Consider the following 20,478-nt stretch of genomic DNA (forward strand, 5'->3'; position numbering starts at 1 on the left):
GTCTGCCGCGCGGAACCGCGCTCCCCGGCCGTGTCTCGCCCGGATCCTCTATACCCCGCCCGGGTGAACACCGCGTGAGCCGGCGGGTACCGTCGAATCCCAACGAGAGCGAGGCCTCCCGTGACCCAGCCGCCGCTGATCGTCTGCGACCTGGACGGCACCCTCCTGAGGCCCGACGCGACCGCGTCCGGCTACACGCGCGACGTGCTGAACCGCCTCATCGCCGCGGGCATTCCGACGACCATCGCAACGGCACGCGGCCTGCCGTCCATCCGGGCGCTCCTGCCGGACGTCGAACTGGCCCTTCCGGTCATCGAGTTGGGCGGCTCGTACGTCTCCGACCCGGCGACCGGCAGGCACCTGTCCCACCACACCCTGGACCGAGGCCTCGCCGCGCGCGTCGTGGACCACCTGCTCACCGCCGGCATCGAGCCGTCGCTGACCGCGTGGGACGGCGAGACCGACACCGTCGCATACGGCGACCTGACCACCCCCGGGACCCGCTGGTTCTACGAGGAGAAACGCGACCTCGGCGACCCACGGCTGCGCTACTGCGCCGACTTCCGCGCGCTGACCGCCGAGCAGCGGATCGCGCTGATCCGCGTGTCCGTCCCCGACGCCGACGCCGAGTCGTTCGCCAAGACGCTCGACACGCTGTGCCGCGGCCAGGCGTCGATCGTCTCCATGAGCAACGGCTACTGCCCCGGCCAGACCGAGTTCGGCGTGCACAGCCCCACCGCCGACAAGGGCGCCGCGGTCCGCGACCTGCGCGAGCGCGTCGGCCACACCGGTGAGCTGCTGGTGTGCGGCGACCACCTCAACGACCTGGCGATGTTCGCGCTCGCGGACCGCCGCGTGGCGCCGAGCTCGGCGCACCCGGACGTCCTGGCGCTGGCCACGGACGTGACCGGCCCGAACGACGAGGACGGCGTCGCGCGTTTCCTGGAACGGGAGTTCCTCGCCTGAGCCCCCGGGCTCACCGGCCGACGTGACGAGCCCGGAAAACACCGACGGCCCGGCCCCCTCGCGGGGACCGGGCCGTCGGAGAACCGCAGAGCGCGTCAGTGCGCCGGCGACACCGTCACCTCGACCTGCTGGAACTTCTTCAGGTCCGTGTAGCCCGTCGTCGCCATCGCGCGGCGCAGCGCGCCGAACAGGTTCATCGAGCCGTCCGACACGTGCGACGGCCCGGTCAGGACCTCCTCCAGCGTGCCGACCGCGCCCAGGTCCATGCGGCGCCCGCGCGGCAGTTCGGGGTGGTGCGCCTCGGAGCCCCAGTGGTGCCCGTTGCCCGGCGCGTCGGTCGCGCGCGCCAGCGCGCTGCCGATCATCACCGCGTCGGCGCCGCACGCGACGGCCTTGGCGATGTCGCCGCTGTTGCCGACGCTGCCGTCCGCGATGACGTGCACGTAGCGGCCACCCGACTCGTCGAGGTAGTCGCGGCGCGCCTCGGCGACGTCGGCCACCGCGGTCGCCATCGGCACCGCGACGCCCAGCACGTTGCGCGTGGTGTGCGCCGAGCCGCCGCCGAAGCCGACCAGCACGCCCGCCGCGCCCGTGCGCATCAGGTGCAGCGCGCCCTGGTAGGTCGCGCACCCGCCGACGATCACCGGCACGTCGAGGTCGTAGATGAACTGCTTGAGGTTCAGCGGCTCGGCCCGGCCCGACACGTGCTCGGCCGACACCGTGGTGCCGCGGATCACGAAGATGTCGACGCCCGCGTCGATGACCGCCTTGTGGTACTGCGCGGTGCGCTGCGGCGACAGCGCCGCCGCGGTGACCACGCCCGCCTCGCGGATCTGCTTGATCCGGGCGCCGATCAGCTCCTCCTTGATCGGCTCCGCGTAGATCTCCTGCATGCGGCGCGTCGCGGTCGGCTCGTCCAGCGTGCCGATCTCCGCGAGCAGCGCCGCCGGGTCCTCGTAGCGGGTCCACAGGCCCTCGAGGTTGAGCACGCCCAGGCCGCCCATGCGGCCCACCGCGATCGCCGTCTCCGGGGAGACCACGCTGTCCATCGGCGCGGTCAGGAACGGCAGCTCGAACCGGTACGCGTCGATCTGCCACGCGATCGAGACCTCTTCGGGGTCCCGGGTGCGCCGGCTCGGGACGATGGCGACGTCGTCGAAGTGGAAGGCACGCCGGCCGCGCTTGCCTCGTCCGATCTCGACCTCAGTCACGTTGCGCCTCTCCTGCCGTTCTCAAGTGGTTGGGCCGCCGTTCATACGACATGCCCGGGGACAAGCGTACGGGGCGGCCCGGAACCTCCGGTTCCCGACCGCCCCGTACGGAAAACCCGCCGGATGCCCCCGCCGCGTCAGCGCGACGAGTAGTTCGGCGCCTCGACCGTCATGTTGATGTCGTGCGGGTGCGACTCCCGCAGGCCCGCCGCGGTGATCCGGACGAACCGGCCCCGCACCTTCAGGTCCGGGACGGTCGGCGCGCCCGCGTACCCCATCGACGCGCGCAGGCCGCCGATGAGCTGGTGCGCGACGGCCGACAGCGGGCCGCGGTACGGCACCTGGCCCTCAATGCCCTCGGGAACCAGCTTGTCCTCGGACAGCACGTCGTCCTGGAAGTAGCGGTCCTTCGAGAACGACTTGGCCTGGCCGCGCGACTGCATGGCGCCCAGCGAGCCCATGCCGCGGTAGCTCTTGAACTGCTTGCCGTTGATGAAGATCAGCTCGCCGGGGCTCTCCTCGCAGCCTGCCAGCAGGCTGCCGAGCATCACGGTGTCCGCGCCGGCCGCGATCGCCTTGGCGATGTCGCCCGAGTACTGCAGGCCGCCGTCGCCGATCACCGGGACCCCGGCCGGGCCGCACGCCAGCGACGCCTCGTAGATCGCGGTGACCTGCGGCGCGCCGACGCCCGCGACGACGCGCGTGGTGCAGATCGAGCCGGGGCCGACGCCGACCTTGACGCCGTCCACGCCCGCGTCGATCAGCGCCTGGGCGCCGTCCCGCGTCGCGACGTTGCCGCCGACGACGTCGACCTTGGTGTTCGCCTTGACCTTGGCGATCATCTCCAGCACGCCGCGCGAGTGGCCGTGCGCGCTGTCCACCACGATGAAGTCCACGCCCGCGTCGACCAGCGCCTGCACGCGGCGGAAGCTGTCGTCGCCGGTGCCGACCGCGGCGCCGACCACCAGGCGGCCGTCGGCGTCCTTGGTGGCGTGCGGGTACTGCTCGCTCTTGACGAAGTCCTTGACGGTGATCAGGCCGCGCAGCCGGCCCGCGTCGTCGATGAGCGGAAGCTTCTCCACCTTGTGGCGGCGCAGCAGCTCCATCGCGTCCTCGCCGCTGATCCCGACCGGCCCGGTCACCAGCGGCATCGGCGTCATGACCTCGCGGACCTTGCGCTGGTGGTCCACCTCGAAGCGCAGGTCGCGGTTGGTGACGATGCCCAGCAGGCGGCCCGTCTCGTCGGTGACCGGGACGCCGCTGATGCGGTAGCGGCCGCACAGCTCGTCGGCGTCGCGCAGCGTCGCGTCCGGGCCGATGGTGATCGGGTCGATGACCATGCCGGCCTCGGACCGCTTCACCAGGTCGACCTGGTTCGCCTGGTCCTCGATCGACAGGTTGCGGTGCAGCACGCCGACGCCGCCCTGACGGGCCATCGCGATCGCCATGCGCGACTCGGTGACGGTGTCCATCGCCGACGACAGCAGGGGGATCCGCACGCTGATGTTGCGGGTGACGCGCGAGGAGGTGTCGACCTCACTCGGCACGACGTCGGACGCGCCCGGCAGCAGCAGGACGTCGTCGTAGGTCAGCCCGAGCATCGCGAACTTCTCGGGTACGCCGTCGGCCGTGAGACTCATGACACCTTCCGGTTTCCGGTTCGGTTGCGTGGGACTCGAAGGGGGATCGAGCCGGAGCGATCTGCTGGAGCCCGGCGACACGCGGCCGTTCCCGCCGGGCCGCGGGAAAACGACGACTCCACCGGTCCGCCGCCGCCCGCGTGGGACGGCCGCCCCGGAGGTGTGTCCATGGGATGGGGCCCAATGTTACTCGGCTTCAACAGCGCGCGGGCCCGGGTGCTTCCCGCACCGGCTCGCCCGCGCCCGCTCACGCGCGGTCGGAGACCGCTCGGCGCACCGCCGGACCCGCGTCGACCTCGGCGAGCAGCGCGTGGAACAACCGGGTGACGCGGTCGCCGGACGACCACGTGGCGCGCAGTCGCAACGTCTCCACGAGTTCGTCGTCCCGGCGCAGGAGTCCCAGGTCGGCCAGGGCGCGCGGCGTCGGGGCGCCCATCCGCACCTGGCGCATACCCGGCACTCGTGCAGTCACGCGGTCATCTCCTCCTCCGCCAGCGCGCGCAGCCGGGTCAGAGCACGGTGCTGCGCGACCCGCACCGCGCCCGGCGACATGCCCATCGCGCGCCCGGTCTCCTCGGCGGACAGGCCGACCGCGACCCGCAGCACGAGCAGTTCGCGGAGGTTGTCGGGGAGCCGGCCGAGCAGGGCGCGCGCGTGTGCGGCGTCACTGCGGCGGACCACCTGGTCCTCGGGCCCCGGATAGTCGTCGATCGCCTCGGGGAGGTCGCAGGTCGGGACTGCGGCGCGCACCGCGGCGCGCTGCACGTCCACCACCTTGTGCGCCGCGATGCCGAACACGAACGCCTCGAAGGGGCGGCCCTCGTCGCGGTAGCGCGGCAGCGCCGACAGCACCGCGAGGCACACTTCCTGAGCCGCGTCGTCCGCGGCGTGCTCGGCGCCGGACACCCGCCCGAGCCGGGCCCGGCAGTACCGGAGCACCAGCGGGCGTACGTAGGCCAGCAGTTCGTCGGTGGCCTGAAGATCCCCTTGGACAGCCCGAACCACCACAGCCCGCAGGCCGTCGTCGACCCGGCTGTCGGCCCGTTCCGGTCTGTCCGGCATGCGCTCGGCGGTCCCGCCCATGAGATTCAGTATGCCGGGCCCGCGGCCCTGCGGTTCGCACGAGGGGCCGGGCACGGCCTGTGCCGGGCCCGCCGTCCGCCGTTCCGCAGGGTCCGCGAACACCGTCGGATCACCGCACGAGGCCCCAGCGGAAGCCCAGCGCGACCGCGTGCGCCCGGTCCGACGCGCCCAGTTTCTTGAACAGCCGCCGCGCGTGCGTCTTGACCGTGTCCTCGGAAAGGAACAGCTCACGGCCGATCTCCGCGTTGCTGCGGCCGTGGCTCATGCCCTCGAGCACCTGGATCTCGCGCGCCGTGAGGGTCGGCGCCACACCCATGTCCGCGGACCGCAGCCGGCGCGGCGCGAGGCGCCACGTCGGGTCCGCGAGAGCCTGCGAGACGGTGGCACGCAGTTCCGCGCGCGACGCGTCCTTGTGCAGGTAGCCGCGCGCCCCGGCGGCGACCGCGAGCGCGACCCCGTCGAGGTCCTCGGCCATCGTCAGCATGATCACCCGGGCACCCGGGTCGCCCGCGAGCAGCCGGCGCACCGCCTCCACACCGCCGAGCCCGGGCATCCGCACGTCCATGAGGACGAGGTCGGAGCGCTCGGCGCCCCAACGGCGCAGCACCTCCTCGCCGCTCGTGGCCGTGGTCACCCGCTCGACACCGGGGACCGTCGCCACCGCACGCCGGAGCGTCTCCCGGACCAGCGGGGAATCGTCGCAGACCAGGACGGTCGTCATCGCCGGCCTCCGCAGCAGATCCGCGTCACGTTGAGCCTCCACGCCTGTACGTTCCGTTGCCTATGCGATCGTGATCAGGAGTCTCCACCCGCGCGATGCACCCACGGGGTCCGAACCGCCGACCGCCTCACCCATCCCCAACGACCGTCACTCGAAAGGGTTACGGGATTGTTCAGGGGGCCGTCCGGCCACCCGCTACCACAACGAGCCGACCCCTCCTGAGGGCACGCCGACGCGGTGACCTTTCCGAGCGACACGACCTCACTCTGGCGAGCGCCCGGCGGCCGCCAGGCGCACATCAGCCAACCGCAAGCCAACCGCTTCGCGGGTCCAGGCCACAGATTTTTTACTGGTTTTCGCGCATAAGACCGATATATGCATGGAACTGATCAACTTGTGGCACTTTCGCACCATCCTTTGATCGGATGGATCCGCCACCACTGCGGAGGGATCCGCTAGTGACCGTGAACGCACGGCTACGACCCTGCAACTGCCCCTGAACACGAGGGACGACTCATGGCTGATTTCTCACGGCTGCCCGGCCCCAACGCCGACCTGTGGGACTGGCAGCTCTCGGCCGCCTGCCGCGGTGTCGACAGCGCTCTGTTCTTCCACCCCGAGGGCGAACGCGGCGCGGCGAGGGTGGCGCGCGAGGCCGCGGCCAAGGAGGTGTGCCAACGCTGCCCGGTCCGCGTGCAGTGCGCCCAGCACGCGCTGGCGGTACGCGAGCCCTACGGCGTCTGGGGCGGCCTGACCGAGGACGACCGCGTCGAGATGGACGGCCGGCGCCGGATGCTCAACCGCACGGACGTGACCACCGCGGGCTGACCCGCGACAACGACGGCGACCCCGTCCCGAACGGCTCGGGACGGGGTCGCCGTCTTCCCGGGGCGGCCGGGCGACACGTGTCGCCCCTGGCCGCGCGCCGGACTCACATGCCGAACGCGGACAGGTCCAGCTCCCACATCTTCGGCCAGTCCTTGCCGCGCAGCAGCGCGTCCGTCCCGCCGTCCGAGAACACCACCGAGCCCACGAAGAACGTCGACTCGGGGCCGAGCAGGAACGCGGTGAGCGCGGCGATCTCCTCGGGGCGGCCGCCGCGGCCGATCGGCAGCGGGAACATCTTCATGCCCTCGGCGGTCAGCGGGTCGACCTTGCCGGCCGCCGTCATCGGCGTCTCGATCAGGCCCGGGGCGATCGCGTTGAGGCGGATGCCCGCGCCGATCCACTCCTCGCCGACACCCTTGGTGCGCACGTAGTACGCGAGCGCGGCCTTGGCCGCCGGGTAGGAGCCAAGCGGGTCCTTGTCCGCCGCCTCGCGCGCCGCCGCCTCGTCGCCGGCCAGGCACAGCTCGGCCAGCTCGACCGGCCAGTTCGGCTGGCACGTCGTCGAGTTCGAGCTCACCAGGACCGCGGACGGGTTGGTGCCGTTGGCCAGCAGCGGGCGGACGCCCTCCAGCACCTCGACGGCGCCGAAGTAGTTCACGGACACCATCAGCGAGCCGGGCCGGCCGGTGGCCGCCGCGAGGCCCGCGAACGGAACGAAGCCGTCGAGCGCGCCGCCGGACAGCTCCGTGACGCGGGCGACCGCCTCCGCGCGGCCGTCCGCGGTCGACAGGTCCACGTTCACGTCGCTGTCGCGCAGGTCCACGCCGATGACCCGGTGGCCGTCCGCCTCCAGCCGGGCCTTGGTCGCCGCGCCGAGGCCGGACGCCGCACCGGTGATCGCGTACGTACCCATCGTTCTCCCTTGCGTCGGGCAGCTCTGACGGACTGTCAGATTGCGTGCACGGCGCACTCTTCCAGATGAGCCGGGCACACAAAAGGCCGAGTGCCCGGCGACACGCAGGGTGTCGCCGGGCACTCGGCCCAGCGTTTGCCGTCAGGCGGCGTCAGGCCGCGTCAGGCGTACGTCAGTGGCTGTGGCCGTGGCCGCCGTGGCTGTGGCCGTGGCCCGCCGCCTCGGCCTCGGCCGGCTTCTCGACGACCAGCGACTCGGTCGTGAGCAGCAGCGACGCGATCGACGCGGCGTTCTGCAGCGCGGAGCGGGTCACCTTGACCGGGTCGATGACGCCGGCCTTCAGCAGGTCGGTGTACTCGCCGGTGGCCGCGTTGAAGCCGTGGCCGACCTCGAGCTCCTGCACCTTGTTGACGATGACGTAGCCCTCGAGGCCCGCGTTCTCGGCGATCCAGCGCAGCGGCTCGACCATCGCGCGGCGCACGACCGCGACACCGGTCGCGACGTCGCCCGCCAGGCCGAGGTTGCCCTCGAGCACCGACGCGGCGTGCACGAGCGCGGCGCCGCCGCCCGCGACGATGCCCTCCTCGATGGCCGCACGGGTCGCGGAGACCGCGTCCTCCAGACGGTGCTTCTTCTCCTTGAGCTCGACCTCGGTGGCCGCGCCCACGCGGATCACGCACACGCCGCCGGCCAGCTTCGCGAGGCGCTCCTGGAGCTTCTCGCGGTCCCAGTCGGAGTCGGTGTTCTCGATCTCGGCCTTGATCTGGCGCACGCGGTCCGAGATCTTCTCGGAGTCGCCGGCACCGTCGACCACCGTGGTGGCGTCCTTGGTGATGGTCACGCGGCGCGCGGTGCCCAGCACGTCCAGGCCGACCTGGTCGAGCTTGAGGCCGACCTCGGGGGCGATGACCTGGCCGCCGGTGAGGATCGCCATGTCCTCCAGCATCGCCTTGCGGCGGTCGCCGAAGCCCGGGGCCTTGACCGCGACGGCGTTGAACGTGCCGCGGATCTTGTTGACCACCAGCGTGGACAGGGCCTCGCCCTCAATGTCCTCGGCGACGATCAGCAGCGGCTTGTTGCCACCCGCCTGGATGATCTTCTCGAGGATCGGGAGCAGCTCGGCGATCGCCGAGATCTTGCCCTGGTTGATCAGGATGTACGGGTCGTCGAGGACGGCCTCCATACGCTCCTGGTCGGTCACCATGTACGGCGACAGGTAGCCCTTGTCGAACTGCAGGCCCTCGGTGAACTCCAGCTCCAGGCCCATGGTGTTCGACTCTTCGACGGTGATGACACCGTCCTTGCCGACCTTGTCCATGGCCTCGGCGATGAGCTCGCCGATCTGACGGTCCTGGGCGGACAGCGCGGCGACGTTGGCGATGTCCTCCTTGCCGTCGATCGCGCGGGCGGTGCCGAGCAGCTCGTCCGACACGGCCTTGACCGCGGCGTCGATGCCCTTCTTCAGGTCCATCGGCGCGGCGCCGGCCGCGACGTTGCGCAGGCCCTCGCGGACCAGCGCCTGGGCGAGCACCGTGGCGGTGGTGGTGCCGTCACCCGCGATGTCGTTGGTCTTGGTCGCCACCTCCTTCGCGAGCTGCGCGCCGAGGTTCTCGTACGGGTCCTCGAGCTCGACCTCGCGGGCGATGGTGACACCGTCGTTGGTGATGGTCGGCGCGCCGAACTTCTTGTCGATGACGACGTTGCGGCCCTTGGGGCCGATCGTCACCTTGACCGCGTCGGCGAGCGCGTTGACGCCACGCTCAAGCGAACGACGGGCGTGCTCGTCGAACTGCAGAATCTTCGCCATGGAAAGTGAGTCCTCTTGTTCCTTGGTCCTCGTCAGCGGAAGCCCGGCCGGGGGCCGGGCCTAGCCTTGGCGCTCAACGACACCGCCCCGGGCGCCCCAGTCGGGGTGCCCGGGGCGGGTCGATGAATCAGCGGCCCCTAGCGCAGTGCCTGCTGGGGCCGCGATGTCACTTCTCGATGATCGCGAGAACGTCGCGCGCCGAGAGGACGAGGTACTCCTCGCCGTTGTACTTCACCTCGGTGCCGCCGTACTTGCTGTAGAGGACTACGTCGCCGACCTTCACGTCGAGCGGCAGGCGCTGCCCGTCCTCGAACCGGCCCGGACCGACGGCCAGGACGACGCCCTCCTGGGGCTTCTCCTTCGCCGTGTCCGGAATGACCAGGCCCGAGGCCGTGGTCTGCTCGGCCTCGAGCGTCTGGACCACAATGCGGTCCTCAAGCGGCTTGATGGCAACCTTGGTGCTGGCGGTCGTCACGATCCGACCTCCCCCTTCGGAGATCTCACGGGGTAATTGTCAGGTGGCGACCAGGTAAGCCCGTCGTCGCGGGTGCCGGACCTGCCCGTCGCGTTGGCACACTCATAGGGAGAGTGCCAATCACAGACCCTAGGCCGCGCTTAGCACTCAGTCAACTAGAGTGCCAACGCCTCGCCCGCCGTGTTGCCCCGCGAGGCAGCCTGGGCCCGGTTCCGCATCACCCGCCCTGGGCTGCCCCTGGACCGTGACCTCGGGAAATCAACCGCTCTACCTGAGCGATCGCAACAGCCGCGTCGTCCGTTCTGAGGATCTCCGTATGCGGGGCCCCCGGCGCGGCGTCGTCCCTGCTGTAGACCAGGTAGCCGCCCTCACGAGTCGGCGCGATTCCCACGGACAGCAGATCGTCCTCACCCAGATACCAGCGAGGTCCGGTGCCGAAGCGGACTTCATAGTGGCTCGTGAACGGGTAGAAGCGGCGCAGCGAACTGTCCCGTGCAGCGCGGATCAGCGCGAGCTCGAGGGCCGGATACCCGGCTTGTCGGGACTGTCCGTCACGTGCCGCCGAGGCTTCCTCTTGAAAGTCCCAGGCCGATCCCGAGGGGTCCGTCATCCAGTGATGATGCCGCGACCACATGTGCGGGCGAAAGCTGCGCGGAGGTCTGAGCGCTGCTGATCCGTTGGGAGAATGGGGGGTGTGGATCTCGACGCCTTTTCTCGACTGCTCGCGCCCGAGGGGCAGGGGCTGCTTGCCGTGCTCGCCGATTACCGGGTGGAGGAGGAGATCGGGTGGGCCACGCGGTTGCGGCGGGAGCATGAGGCGGGGTTGGTCGCGGCGGCGTTGACGCAGGCTCGGTTGCGGCAGCGGGCGCGGGTGAAGTTCGGGGCGGACGCTGGGCGGATGTACTTCACGGCGAACGGGGTGGAGCAGTCGACGCGGGCCGAGGTGGCCGCGCACCGGGCGGAGCGGATCGCGGGGGCCGGGGTGCGGACGGCGGCCGACCTGTGTTGCGGGATCGGCGGGGACGCGTTGGCGCTCGCGCGGGCCGGGGTGCGGGTGACGGCGGTGGACATGGATCCGCTCACGTGTGCGGTGGCGGAGGCGAATGCGGCAGCCCTCGGCGTCGCGGATCTGGTCGAGGTGCGGTGCGGGGATGTCGCTCACGCGGACGTGTCCGGCGTGGACGCGGCGTTCCTGGATCCGGGGCGGCGGACGGCGCGGGGGCGGGTGTTCGATCCGGAGGCGTATTCGCCGCCGCTGTCGTTCCTGGACGTGCTGGCCGCGAAGGTGCCGTGCGGCGCCGCGAAGGTCGCGCCGGGCATCCCGCACGAGGCCGTGCCCAAGGGCATGGCCGCCGAGTGGGTGTCGTACGGCGGGGACGTCAAGGAGGCCGTGCTGTGGTGGGGCCCGTTCGCTGAACGGCCGTTGCAGGCCACGTTGTTGCCGGGTGGCGCGGTGCTGGCCGCGGACCGGGCCCGGCAGGCGCCCGACGGTCCGGTCGGGCGCTACCTGTACGAGCCGGACGGCGCCGTCATCCGCGCGCACCTGGTCGCCGAGGTGGCGGAGGAGGTCGGCGGCCGACTCGTCGATCCGACGATCGCCTACATCACGGCGGACACGCTGACCCCGACCGCGTTCGCGACGGCGTACGAGCTGACCGACGTCCTGCCGTTCAATCTGAAGCGCCTCAAGGCGATCGTGCGCGAGCGCGGCATCGGTGCGCTCACGGTGAAGAAGCGCGGGTCGGCGGTGGAGCCGGAGGAGGTGCGCCGCAAGGTGAAGCCGAGCGGCCCCGCGTCCGCGACGGTGTTCCTGACGCGGGTGGCGGGCGCCCCCACGATGCTGCTGGGGCACCCGCTGAAGGCGGCTCAGCCGATGTAGTCGTCCAGACGCGCGATGGTGAAGCCCTGGTCCTGGATCTTGCGGAACAGGTTGACCATCATCTGGGTCATCGTCGTGCCCTTGAGCTCGGACGGGCCGCGGAAGTGGGCGAGGATGATGTCGCCGGGCTTGAGCTGCTTGCCCTCGGCGTACTGCATGTCGTTGATCTGCATCGACTCCTTCCACAGCACCACCGCCCCCATGCCGCACTGCCCCGTGGCGGTGAGGGTGGCCGGGTTGTAGTTGCCGAACGGCGGCCGGAACAGCCGCGGGCGCGTGCCGTACGCGGTCGCGATGCGGTCGGAGTCGTCGCAGATCTCGCGCTTCTGGGCGGCCGCGTCGAGGGTCTTCAGGTTGGGGTGGTCGACGGTGTGGTTCTGGATCGAGTTCCCCATCGCCTGCAACTGCCGGAAGTAGTCCGGGTTCTGCTTGATGTAGGTGTCGTTGAGGAACATCGTGACCGGGATGTTCATGTCCCGCATCAGGTCGAGGAACTTCGGGTCCTTCTCCGCGCCGTCGTCCAGCGTCACGAACACGACCTTCTGGTCGGTGGGGATCTGCTTGACGACGGGCGGCGCGGCCGGGTTCGCCTTTATGGGCTTCACGGCAGGTGCCGCGGGCGGGACCGCGAACGGCTTGAGCCCCCACTTCTCGGCGCGGGCCGCGGCGTCCGGCACCGCGGCGGGGGCCGCCTGCGTGGTGGTCCCGTTGCCGTTCTTCGCCGCCGGCCCGGGCGCCCCGGGATCCGCGGAGTGCGCCGACCCGCCGCCCTGGAACGGCGCCGAGTCCCCCGACCCGCTGCCGCAGGCCGTGAGGAGCAGTGCGAGCGCGGCGCCCGCGACCGCCGTCCGAACCCGAACCCTTGTGCGTGCAGCCACCGTTCCCCGAGCCTCTCGGTCAACCCCGCGCGCCGTCCACGCCGGGCGTACGCCGGTCCACGCTACGCGACCCGCATACACCACCGTGCGCGCCACGAACACGGGAATGTCGATACGGGTGTAAACAGCACCGCGGTCGGGGCACACTCATGTCCTGAAGGCATGGCGCGTGCGGCGGCGCGACGCCATGAGTGCGGCCCTCCCGTCCCCGGCTTGTGAATCAGGCCTCCTCGCCGGGGGCGGGACGGAGTTCCGCCCCTAGCCAACGCCCTTGCCATGCAAGGGCGTTCGCTTTTCCCCCGACCGGCGGCCGCGATCGTCACGCGACGAGGATCAGCGCAGCACCTGCTCGAACTCCCACGCGTGCGGCGGCCGCGCGATCAGGTCGAACGGGGGGTCGGGCAGCCCGATCGGCTCTCCGCCTTCACCCCAAAGGCTGATGACGACGACGCGGTGGTCGGCGCTCTGGAACACCTCGACGCGGCGCAGCCCGTCCGCCCCGTCCAACGACGGCACCGCGACGTCGTACACCCAGTCCACCAGCGCGTCGGCCCGCCCCGGGTTCGCCTTCGCCTCCCACATGGCGGCGGTCACGCGCGCGGTCATGCCTGAGTCACCGTGACCGGCATCGACGAGTCGGCCGGGATGTCGAGCATCGACGGCGCCCGGTCGCGCCACACCATCTCGGCGCCGAGCGCCGCGACCATCGCGCCGTTGTCCGTGCACAGCTTCGGCCGCGGCACACGCAGCGAGACGCCGGCCGCCTCGCAGCGCTCCGCGGCCAGCGCGCGCAGCCGCGAGTTCGCCGCGACCCCGCCGCCCAGCAGCAGGTGCTCGACGCCGTTCTCGCGGCACGCCCGGATCGCCTTGCGGGTCAGCACGTCGACGACGGCCTCCTGGAACGACGCGGCGACGTCGGCGACCGGCACCGGGTGCCCGGCCCGCTCCCGCGCCTCCACCCACCGCGCCACGGCCGTCTTGAGGCCGGAGAAGGAGAAGTCGTACGCCGCGTCGCGCGGCCCGGTCAGCCCGCGTGGGAACGCGATCGCGTCGGCGTCCCCGTCCCGCGCCGCGCGGTCGATGATCGGCCCGCCGGGGAAGCCGAGGCCGAGCACGCGCGCGACCTTGTCGAACGCCTCGCCCGCGGCGTCGTCGATGGTCGAGCCCAACGGGCGTACGTCGGAGGTCACATCCGGCACCAGCAGCAGCGACGAGTGCCCGCCCGACACCAGCAGCGCCATGCACGGCTCCGGCAGCCGGCCGTGCTCGAGCTGGTCGACGCACACGTGCGCGGCGAGGTGGTTGACGCCGTAGACCGGCTTGTCGAGCGCCATCGCGTAGCCCTTGGCGGCCGCGACGCCGACGAGCAGCGCGCCCGCGAGGCCGGGGCCCGAGGTGACGGCGATGGCGTCGATGTCGGCCATCGTCACGCCGGCGTCCTTGAGCGCGCGGTGCACGGTCGGCACCATCGCCTCCAGGTGCGCGCGGCTGGCCACTTCGGGCACGACGCCGCCGAACCGGGCGTGCTCGTCCACGCTGGAGGCGACCGCGTCCGCGAGCAGCGTCGTGCCGCGCACGATGCCGACGCCCGTTTCGTCGCACGAGGTCTCGATGCCGAGGACCAGGGGTTCGTCAGCGGCCACCGTCGGTGGCTCCTTCCTGCGTTTCATCCGAACGAGTGAGGTCGCAGCGCATCACGAGCGCGTCGACGTTGGCGGGCTGGTAGTAGCCCCGGCGCACGCCCAGCGGCTCGAAGCCGAAGCGCTCGTACAGCCGTTGCGCGCGGGTGTTGTCGACCCTGACCTCCAGCAGGACGTGGTGGCAGCCGCGCCGCCGGGCCGCGTCCAGCAGGTCGCGCAGCAGGGTCGCGCCGAGCCCGGTGCCCCACTGGTCGCGCCGTACGCCGATCGTCTGAACGTCCGCCTCGCCGCCGATCGCGGCGAGCCCCGCGTATCCGGCCAGGCCGCCGCCCGCGTCCTCGGCGACCACATAGTGCCGCGTCTCGGGATCGGCCAGCTCGGACCAGAACATGCCCGCCGACCAGGCGTCTTCCGGGAACAGGTCGTGCTCGAGGTCGAGCAGCGGTCCGATGTCCCACCACCGCAGCGGGCGCAAGGTGCAGGCGCTCATGCCCGCGAGTCTACGGCGGTGCCCCACGGGCCTCGGCCGCACCAGAAGCACGGCCCGTGCCCGGCGGGGCCGCCCGGGCGGCCGCTCCGGAGGGACGGCCGCAACGGCGCGGTCCGTCGAAACGGTTCCCGTCGGGCCCGCTCGCCGCTAGTCTTCGCGCGTAGAACGCACGCCCGGCGCCACGCGTGCTACGCGCGAAGATCACGCACCGACTTGTCCGGTTTCCCCGTCGATGTTCCGCCGTGCACGCCTTCTCCGTCGCCCGCGCGACGAACCGCGTTCACCGGCGGTCCCGAGGATTTCGCCCACGCCCCGCCGACCTCAGGAGGACCCGGGTGACACCCCGTCAGCCCAGCAGCACCGGCCCGGACCACGCGTCCGGACCGGCCGACCAGGAAGCGCCCCGGCCGCGCCGGCGGCGCGTGTCAGGGCCCGTGGCGACGGCCGTCGCCGGGGCCCTCGCCGCGGCCCCGGCGGTCTTCGTCCCGGCGTCCGCCGCGGCCGCGCCGTCCGCCGACGCGGTGATCGCCGAGGTGTACGGCGGTGGCGGCAACTCCGGCGCCACGCTGACCTCCGACTTCGTCGAGCTGGCCAACCGCGGCGCGGCCGCCGTCGCGCTCGACGGCTGGAGCGTGCAGTACCTGCCCGCCGCGCCGTCGCCCACGAGCAAGTGGCAGGCCACCCCGCTCACCGGCGCGCTCGCGCCCGGCGCGCGCTACCTGGTCGGCGAGGGCAAGGGCGCCGGCGGCACGGTCGCACTGCCCACGCCCGACGCGTCCGGCGGCATCAACATGTCCGGCACGGCCGGCACCGTCGCGCTCGTCCAGGGCGCCACTCCGCTCACCTGCCTGACCGCCGCGGACTGCCTCGCCGACCCGCGCGTGCGCGACCTGGTCGGCTACGGCACCGCCGTGGTCCGCGAGGGCACCGGCGCCCCGGCCGCGAGCAACACCACGTCGGTGGCCCGCGGTTCGTCGCTCGCCGACACCGACGACAACAGCGCCGACTTCACCGCGGGCGCCCCGACGCCGCTCAACTCACGCGGCGAGGGCCCGACCGACCCGGGCCCCGGGCCCGGCCCCGACCCGACCCCTTCGGCGCGCATCCACGACATCCAGGGCCCCGGCCGCCTGTCGCCGCTCAAGGGCACGCAGGTCTCCGCCGTCCCCGGAGTCGTCACCGCGGTGCGCGACTTCGGCTCGGCGCGCGGCTTCTGGATCCAGGACCCCACCCCGGACAACGACCCGCGCACGTCCGAGGGCGTGTTCGTGTTCACCGGCTCGGCGTCGCCGAAGGCCGCGGTGGGCGACGCGGTCGCCGTCACCGGCAAGGTCGAGGAGTACTACCCGGGCGCGGCCGACAGCAACGGCCAGTCGCTGACCGAGGTCACGGGCGCCACGTGGACGGTCAAGTCGTCCGGCAACGCGCTGCCCGCCCCGGTCGTGCTCGACGCGGCCACGGTGCCCGACGCGTACACCGCCGACGGCGACCTGGAGGCGCGCCCGCTCCAGCCGGACGCCTACGCGCTCGACCTGTACGAGGCGCTGGAAGGCGAGCGCGTGCAGGTCGCCGACACCCGCGTGGTGGGCGCGACCAACACCCACAACGAACTGTGGGTGACCGTCGAGCCGACGCAGAACGCGACCGCCGCGGGCGGCACGCTGTACGGCTCGTACGACGCGCAGAACGGCGGCCGCCTCAAGGTCACGTCGCTGATCCCGTTCGCCGAGCGGCCGTTCCCGGCGGCGAACGTCGGCGACACGCTGTCCGGTGTGACCGCGGGCCCGCTGACGTACGACCAGTTCGGCGGCTACACGGTGGCCGCGACGACGCTCGGCACGCTCACCTCGGGCGGCCGCGCCGCCGAGGTGACGCGCGGCCAGAAGACCACCGAGCTGGCGATCGCGACGTACAACGTCGAGAACCTGTCGCCGAAGGACCCGCAGGCGAAGTTCGACCGCCTCGCGCACGGCGTGGTCGACAACCTCGCGCGGCCCGACATCGTGGCCCTGGAGGAGATCCAGGACAACAGCGGCCCCACGAACGACGGCACGACCGCCGCCGACCAGACGCTCCAGCAGCTGGTCGACGCGATCGTGGCGGCGGGCGGCCCGCGCTACGAGTGGCGCTCGATCGACCCGCAGGACGGCAAGGACGGCGGCCAGCCGGGCGGCAACATCCGCACCGCGTTCCTGTTCGACCCGGCACGCGTGCAGTTCGTCGACCGCGCCGGCGGCGACGCGACCACGCCGGTGGGCGTCCGCAAGTCGTGGCTCGGGCAGACCCAGCTGACCCTGTCGCCGGGCCGCATCGCGCCCGCGGACGAGGCGTGGACGAGCAGCCGCAAGCCGCTCGCGGCCGAGTTCCGGTTCCGCGGCCGCACCGTGTTCGTGGTCGCCAACCACTTCAACTCCAAGGGCGGCGACCAGGGGCTGGACGCGCGCGTCCAGCCGCCGCAGCGCTCGTCCGAGGTGCAGCGGCTCAAGCAGGCCGCGCTGGTGCACCAGTTCGTCGGCGACGTCCTCAAGTCCGACCCGCGTGCCAACGTCGTCGTGCTGGGCGACCTGAACGACTTCGGGTTCTCGCCGGCGCTCAAGACGCTCACCGACGACGGTTCGCTGCGCGACCTGGTGACGACGCTGCCCGCGAACGAGCAGTACGGGTACGTCTACAACGGCAACAGCCAGGTCCTGGACCACATCCTGACCAGCCCGCGGGTGACCCGTTTCGAGTACGACATCGTGCACGTGAACGCGGAGTTCGCGGACCAGGCGAGCGACCACGACCCGCAGGTGCTGCGGGTCCGCCCGAGCACCGGCAGCGACCTCCTCGACTGGATCGACCAGCACGTGTTCGAGGGGTGGCTGGACGGCACCCCGCCGCGTCCCTGAGCGGCGGTGTGAGACCCGTCCCGCGTCGGCCGCCAGGCGCACGGCGGCCGGCGCGGGGCGTCAGCCCGGCAGTTCACGCAGCGGCACACCGGCGCAGGACACCGGTGCGGTACGTCAGTTCGGGGTGACCGGCTTGTAGTTCGCCGGCACCTTGGCGTCCGGCCGGCGCAGGTACAGCGGCTCCGGGGGGAGGAACTCGCCGCCGTTCTTCAGGCGTTCGACGGCGAGCTCGGCCAGCGCCGCCGCGTCGACGTGCTCGGGGCCGGCCACCGAGGCGAAGGACTCCGCGTACAGCGCGGCGCCCGCGCCGAAGGCCGGCAGCCCCGCGACGCCGTCCGCGATGTCTGCGGCGCGGTCGACCCCGGGGCCTTCCAGGCGGGTTCGGGCGTCGGCGTAGCGCGCCCAGTAGACCTCTTTGCGGCGCGCGTCGGTCGCGGCGACGAACGGGCCCTGGTCCGCGGTGCGGCCGGTGGCGTACGCGAGGGCGTCCAGCGTGCACACGCCGTGCACGGGGATGCCGAGCGCGTCGCCGAGCGCGCGGGCGGTCATCAGGCCGACGCGCAGGCCGGTGTAGGGCCCCGGGCCGACGCCGACCGCGATGTCGGACAGCTCGGCACGGTCGCGGCCCGCGTCGGCGAGCGCCGTCACGATCCCCGGTACCAGGAGCTCGCCGTGGCGGCGCGCGTCAATTTGTGTGCAACCGGAGACAACCCGGGATCCGTCGTGTAGAGCGACGGTCACGGCGGGGGTGGCGGTATCGAAGGCGAGCAGCAGCACCGGGCCAGGCTATCCCGATCGCGCGGTGCGGCCGCCCGCGTCCGAAGCATTGATCTTGATGGGTGACACTGGATGGACCTTGCCGGATAGGGGCAAAGCGGACTACCCGTCCGCCCGCTCTCATCCGGTTTGTCCTGTAGGGGACCCACGGTGACCACCGTGGCCTGCGAGAACACGAGGAGCACAACCGATGGGTCCTGCCGGCACGCCGTTCATGTGGCTGACGGTGCTTCTCCTCGTGGCCGCACTGGTGTCCACGGTCCTGCTGTGGCCGAAGCTGGCCGGGCGCACGCCGCTGCACTTCGCGGGGCGCACCGGACTCGTGGTCACCGGGCAGCTCTTCGCGGCGCTCGCCGCGCTGATCATCGTCAACAAGACGCTCGGCCCGTTCTACGTGACCTGGGCCGACCTCTTCGGCCAGGACGTCGGCCAGGTCTCCCCCGGCACGGCCTCGGGCCCCAACTCGGGCGGCCCCGGACCCGGCGGCGGCAAGACGGCGCCGGGCGGCGGCGGGCACAGCGGCGTGCCGCACAACGGCACACAGCAGTTCGAGTCGTACTCGGGCCGCTTCGTGAAGACCGACTTCGCCGGCCCCAAGTCGGGCGTGACCGGCGAGGTCGACGTCTACACGCCGCCGCAGTACGACGACCCGGCCAACAAGGACCGTGAGTTCCCCGTCGTGATGCTGCTCCACGGGATACCGGGCACCAACTCCGGCTGGGTCGGGGACAAGGCGATGAACGTCCAGAAGCAGGTCGAGCCGCTGGTCGCGAGCGGCAAGATCCAGCCGTTCATCCTCGTGGTGGCCGACATCGGCAACAACAGCAACAACACCCAGTGCAGCGACGTGCCCGGCAAGGGCAACCGCGGCACGTGGCTGGCCGACGACGTCCGCACGATGGTCATCGGCAACTTCCGCGCCGCGTCCGACCCCAAGCAGTGGGCCACACTCGGCTACTCGACCGGCGGCACATGCGCGATCAAGCTCGCGGTGCAGCACCCGCAGGCGTTCCACTACGGCATGAGCATGGCCGCCGACGACTACAAGGGCGACGGCTCGGCCTTCAAGGGCGACAACGACCTGCGCAACAAGAACAGCGCGCTGTGGCTGCTCCAGCACCAGAAGCCGGCGCCCGACGTGTCGCTGTGGCTGATGACCAGCAAGGAGGACGAGGTCGGGCAGACGCGGTTCAGCGACGAGCTCATCCAGGCGGCCAAGGAGGCCGGCGTGCAGGCCGAGGCCTTCACCGTGCCGCGCGGCGGCCACGTCACGGCGACCTGGCGGCAGCTCGTGGAGCCCGCGTTCGTCTGGCTGAACGGGAAGATGCAGCAGGGCCGCTGAGCCCGACACGCACGGCACGGCCGCCCGTACTGGCACGATGTGTCCTGACGGGCCGGCTCGGGGGACGACGGCGGGTCCGCGCGGAAGAGGCGGCAGGAGAGGCACACGGTCATGGCGAATCCGGGGACGACGGTCGCGGGCATCACCATCGCGGCGCTGATCGGCGTGGGCGCGTTGGCGTGGCAGGCGGCCGACACCGCGCCCAAGGACCGCAGGGCGGGGATAACCGCGTCCGAGTCGCCGTCGCCGTCCGGCAGCGGCGGCCCCGCGCCGACGGCCCCGGCAACGCCGCCTCCGCCGTCCGTGCCCGCGAACTCGGGCACCGGCCTGCGTGTCGTCTACTCGGTCGGCCAGAACCACGTGTGGCTCGTCGACGCCAACAACGGCGTGCCGCGCGAGTACGCGGTGGCGCCCGGCACCGTGCTGACCCCGGTCGGGCAGTACCGCGTGCAGCGGAAGGCCCCCGGCCCGCAGACCGGCGGCGACGGCCTCAAGATCGTCAACACCGTCGTGTTCGGCACGTCGAACGGCATGACGCTCGGGTTCAGCGGCACCGACACGCCGCTGGCCGACATACTCGCGGCCAACGCGCCGGCGACCCCGTCCGGGTCGCCCTCGGGCACGGCGACCGGCGGGACCCGCAAGCCGACCGGCACGGCGACCAAGTCGCCGACGAGCACCAAGGCGAAGAACGCGGGCGTGCGCGAGGCCGTCGACACGAGCAAGGCGATGTACGAGTTCGTCGACATCGGCACGCTGGTCGTCGTCGTCCCGTAGGACCCGCCGGCGGACCCCTGGGCGGACCCGGGGCGGACCCCCCGCGCGCGTGAAGATCGTCACGTCCGCGCGCCGGAACCGTCCCGCGCGCACTTCACCTGATCAGCGCAGGAGCACCCGACGGCGGGTTCCCCGCGCTCCCGGCATCGCCGCCATAACA

Annotated in this window: 20 protein-coding genes; 6 read left to right on the top strand and 14 right to left on the bottom strand. The window is 72.2% G+C overall.

Annotation, left to right across the window (positions count from 1 at the left end):
• The first annotated feature begins 120 nt into the window (after positions 1 to 120).
• On the top strand, positions 121 to 966 hold the full coding sequence (locus QI554_RS11760) for an HAD family hydrolase (protein ID WP_281468948.1): 846 nt from the start codon (positions 121 to 123) through the stop codon (positions 964 to 966).
• A gap of 95 nt (positions 967 to 1,061) precedes the next feature.
• Here the strand turns inward: QI554_RS11760 and QI554_RS11765 are convergent, their stop codons facing one another.
• The 5 genes from QI554_RS11765 to QI554_RS11785 all read right to left on the bottom strand — a co-directional run bounded on the left by QI554_RS11765 (position 1,062) and on the right by QI554_RS11785 (position 5,621).
• Complete coding sequence (locus tag QI554_RS11765; protein ID WP_281468950.1) at positions 1,062 to 2,177, bottom strand: GuaB3 family IMP dehydrogenase-related protein; 1,116 nt, start codon at positions 2,175 to 2,177, stop codon at positions 1,062 to 1,064.
• Between the two features lie 137 nt (positions 2,178 to 2,314).
• Positions 2,315 to 3,817 carry an IMP dehydrogenase gene (gene guaB, locus QI554_RS11770; protein WP_281468952.1) on the bottom strand — a complete coding sequence of 501 codons (1,503 nt, stop codon included), beginning with the start codon at positions 3,815 to 3,817 and terminating at the stop codon, positions 2,315 to 2,317.
• A 247-nt stretch (positions 3,818 to 4,064) separates the two neighbouring features.
• Positions 4,065 to 4,289, bottom strand: a complete 225-nt coding sequence (locus QI554_RS11775; RefSeq protein WP_281468954.1) for a hypothetical protein — start codon at positions 4,287 to 4,289, stop codon at positions 4,065 to 4,067.
• Entirely contained in the window at positions 4,286 to 4,879 is a 594-nt protein-coding gene (shbA, locus tag QI554_RS11780; protein WP_281469376.1) for an RNA polymerase sigma factor ShbA, read from the bottom strand. Before shbA ends, QI554_RS11775 begins: the two co-directional genes overlap by 4 nt.
• Before the next feature lie 130 nt (positions 4,880 to 5,009).
• Positions 5,010 to 5,621: a response regulator transcription factor gene (locus QI554_RS11785; protein WP_235054757.1), complete on the bottom strand. Its 612-nt coding sequence runs from the start codon at positions 5,619 to 5,621 to the stop codon at positions 5,010 to 5,012.
• A 516-nt stretch (positions 5,622 to 6,137) separates the two neighbouring features.
• Here QI554_RS11785 and QI554_RS11790 point away from each other — a divergent pair.
• Positions 6,138 to 6,449 carry a WhiB family transcriptional regulator gene (locus QI554_RS11790; protein WP_281468958.1) on the top strand — a complete coding sequence of 104 codons (312 nt, stop codon included), beginning with the start codon at positions 6,138 to 6,140 and terminating at the stop codon, positions 6,447 to 6,449.
• A 103-nt stretch (positions 6,450 to 6,552) separates the two neighbouring features.
• Here the strand turns inward: QI554_RS11790 and QI554_RS11795 are convergent, their stop codons facing one another.
• The 4 genes from QI554_RS11795 to QI554_RS11810 all read right to left on the bottom strand — a co-directional run bounded on the left by QI554_RS11795 (position 6,553) and on the right by QI554_RS11810 (position 10,254).
• Positions 6,553 to 7,362, bottom strand: coding sequence for an SDR family oxidoreductase (locus tag QI554_RS11795; protein WP_281468960.1), 810 nt, complete (start codon positions 7,360 to 7,362; stop codon positions 6,553 to 6,555).
• A gap of 172 nt (positions 7,363 to 7,534) precedes the next feature.
• On the bottom strand, positions 7,535 to 9,169 hold the full coding sequence (groL, locus tag QI554_RS11800) for a chaperonin GroEL (RefSeq protein WP_281468961.1): 1,635 nt from the start codon (positions 9,167 to 9,169) through the stop codon (positions 7,535 to 7,537).
• A 166-nt stretch (positions 9,170 to 9,335) separates the two neighbouring features.
• The gene (groES, locus tag QI554_RS11805; RefSeq protein ID WP_235054761.1) at positions 9,336 to 9,644 is read right to left on the bottom strand and encodes a co-chaperone GroES; all 309 of its coding nucleotides are present in this window, start codon (positions 9,642 to 9,644) and stop codon (positions 9,336 to 9,338) included.
• 217 nt (positions 9,645 to 9,861) lie between these two features.
• A complete protein-coding gene (locus QI554_RS11810; protein ID WP_281468964.1) occupies positions 9,862 to 10,254 on the bottom strand; it encodes a DUF6193 family natural product biosynthesis protein in 393 nt (130 codons plus the stop codon).
• Positions 10,255 to 10,329: 75 nt separating this feature from the next.
• Between QI554_RS11810 and QI554_RS11815 the strand changes: the two genes are divergently transcribed.
• Positions 10,330 to 11,523 (top strand): class I SAM-dependent methyltransferase, encoded by a 1,194-nt coding sequence (locus QI554_RS11815; RefSeq protein ID WP_281468967.1) that lies wholly within the window; start codon positions 10,330 to 10,332, stop codon positions 11,521 to 11,523.
• Here QI554_RS11815 and QI554_RS11820 read toward each other — a convergent pair.
• From QI554_RS11820 to rimI, 4 genes are all read right to left on the bottom strand, one after another.
• Positions 11,511 to 12,401, bottom strand: a complete 891-nt coding sequence (locus tag QI554_RS11820; RefSeq protein ID WP_281468970.1) for a polysaccharide deacetylase family protein — start codon at positions 12,399 to 12,401, stop codon at positions 11,511 to 11,513. The two genes, QI554_RS11815 and QI554_RS11820, sit on opposite strands and share 13 nt — an antisense overlap.
• Positions 12,402 to 12,734: 333 nt before the next feature.
• On the bottom strand, positions 12,735 to 13,007 hold the full coding sequence (locus QI554_RS11825; RefSeq protein ID WP_281468971.1) for a hypothetical protein: 273 nt from the start codon (positions 13,005 to 13,007) through the stop codon (positions 12,735 to 12,737).
• Positions 13,004 to 14,044, bottom strand: a complete 1,041-nt coding sequence (gene tsaD / locus QI554_RS11830; RefSeq protein ID WP_281468973.1) for a tRNA (adenosine(37)-N6)-threonylcarbamoyltransferase complex transferase subunit TsaD — start codon at positions 14,042 to 14,044, stop codon at positions 13,004 to 13,006. Before tsaD ends, QI554_RS11825 begins: the two co-directional genes overlap by 4 nt.
• Positions 14,034 to 14,531 carry a ribosomal protein S18-alanine N-acetyltransferase gene (gene rimI / locus QI554_RS11835; RefSeq protein ID WP_281468975.1) on the bottom strand — a complete coding sequence of 166 codons (498 nt, stop codon included), beginning with the start codon at positions 14,529 to 14,531 and terminating at the stop codon, positions 14,034 to 14,036. The genes tsaD and rimI overlap by 11 nt, the downstream gene beginning before the upstream one ends.
• A gap of 434 nt (positions 14,532 to 14,965) precedes the next feature.
• Here rimI and QI554_RS11840 point away from each other — a divergent pair, with 434 nt between their 5' ends.
• On the top strand, positions 14,966 to 17,422 hold the full coding sequence (locus tag QI554_RS11840; RefSeq protein ID WP_281469377.1) for an endonuclease/exonuclease/phosphatase family protein: 2,457 nt from the start codon (positions 14,966 to 14,968) through the stop codon (positions 17,420 to 17,422).
• Positions 17,423 to 17,536: 114 nt separating this feature from the next.
• Here the strand turns inward: QI554_RS11840 and tsaB are convergent, their stop codons facing one another.
• Positions 17,537 to 18,199, bottom strand: a complete 663-nt coding sequence (gene tsaB / locus QI554_RS11845; protein WP_281468978.1) for a tRNA (adenosine(37)-N6)-threonylcarbamoyltransferase complex dimerization subunit type 1 TsaB — start codon at positions 18,197 to 18,199, stop codon at positions 17,537 to 17,539.
• A gap of 190 nt (positions 18,200 to 18,389) precedes the next feature.
• Here tsaB and QI554_RS11850 point away from each other — a divergent pair, with 190 nt between their 5' ends.
• Together QI554_RS11850 and QI554_RS11855 are read left to right on the top strand one after the other, a co-directional pair.
• A complete protein-coding gene (locus QI554_RS11850; RefSeq protein WP_281468980.1) occupies positions 18,390 to 19,541 on the top strand; it encodes an alpha/beta hydrolase in 1,152 nt (383 codons plus the stop codon).
• Positions 19,542 to 19,652: 111 nt separating this feature from the next.
• Entirely contained in the window at positions 19,653 to 20,318 is a 666-nt protein-coding gene (locus tag QI554_RS11855) for a hypothetical protein (RefSeq protein WP_281468982.1), read from the top strand.
• The last annotated feature ends 160 nt before the right edge of the window (positions 20,319 to 20,478 follow it).

Source organism: Yinghuangia seranimata, assembly GCF_029953285.1.
GTDB lineage: Bacteria > Actinomycetota > Actinomycetes > Streptomycetales > Streptomycetaceae > Yinghuangia > Yinghuangia seranimata.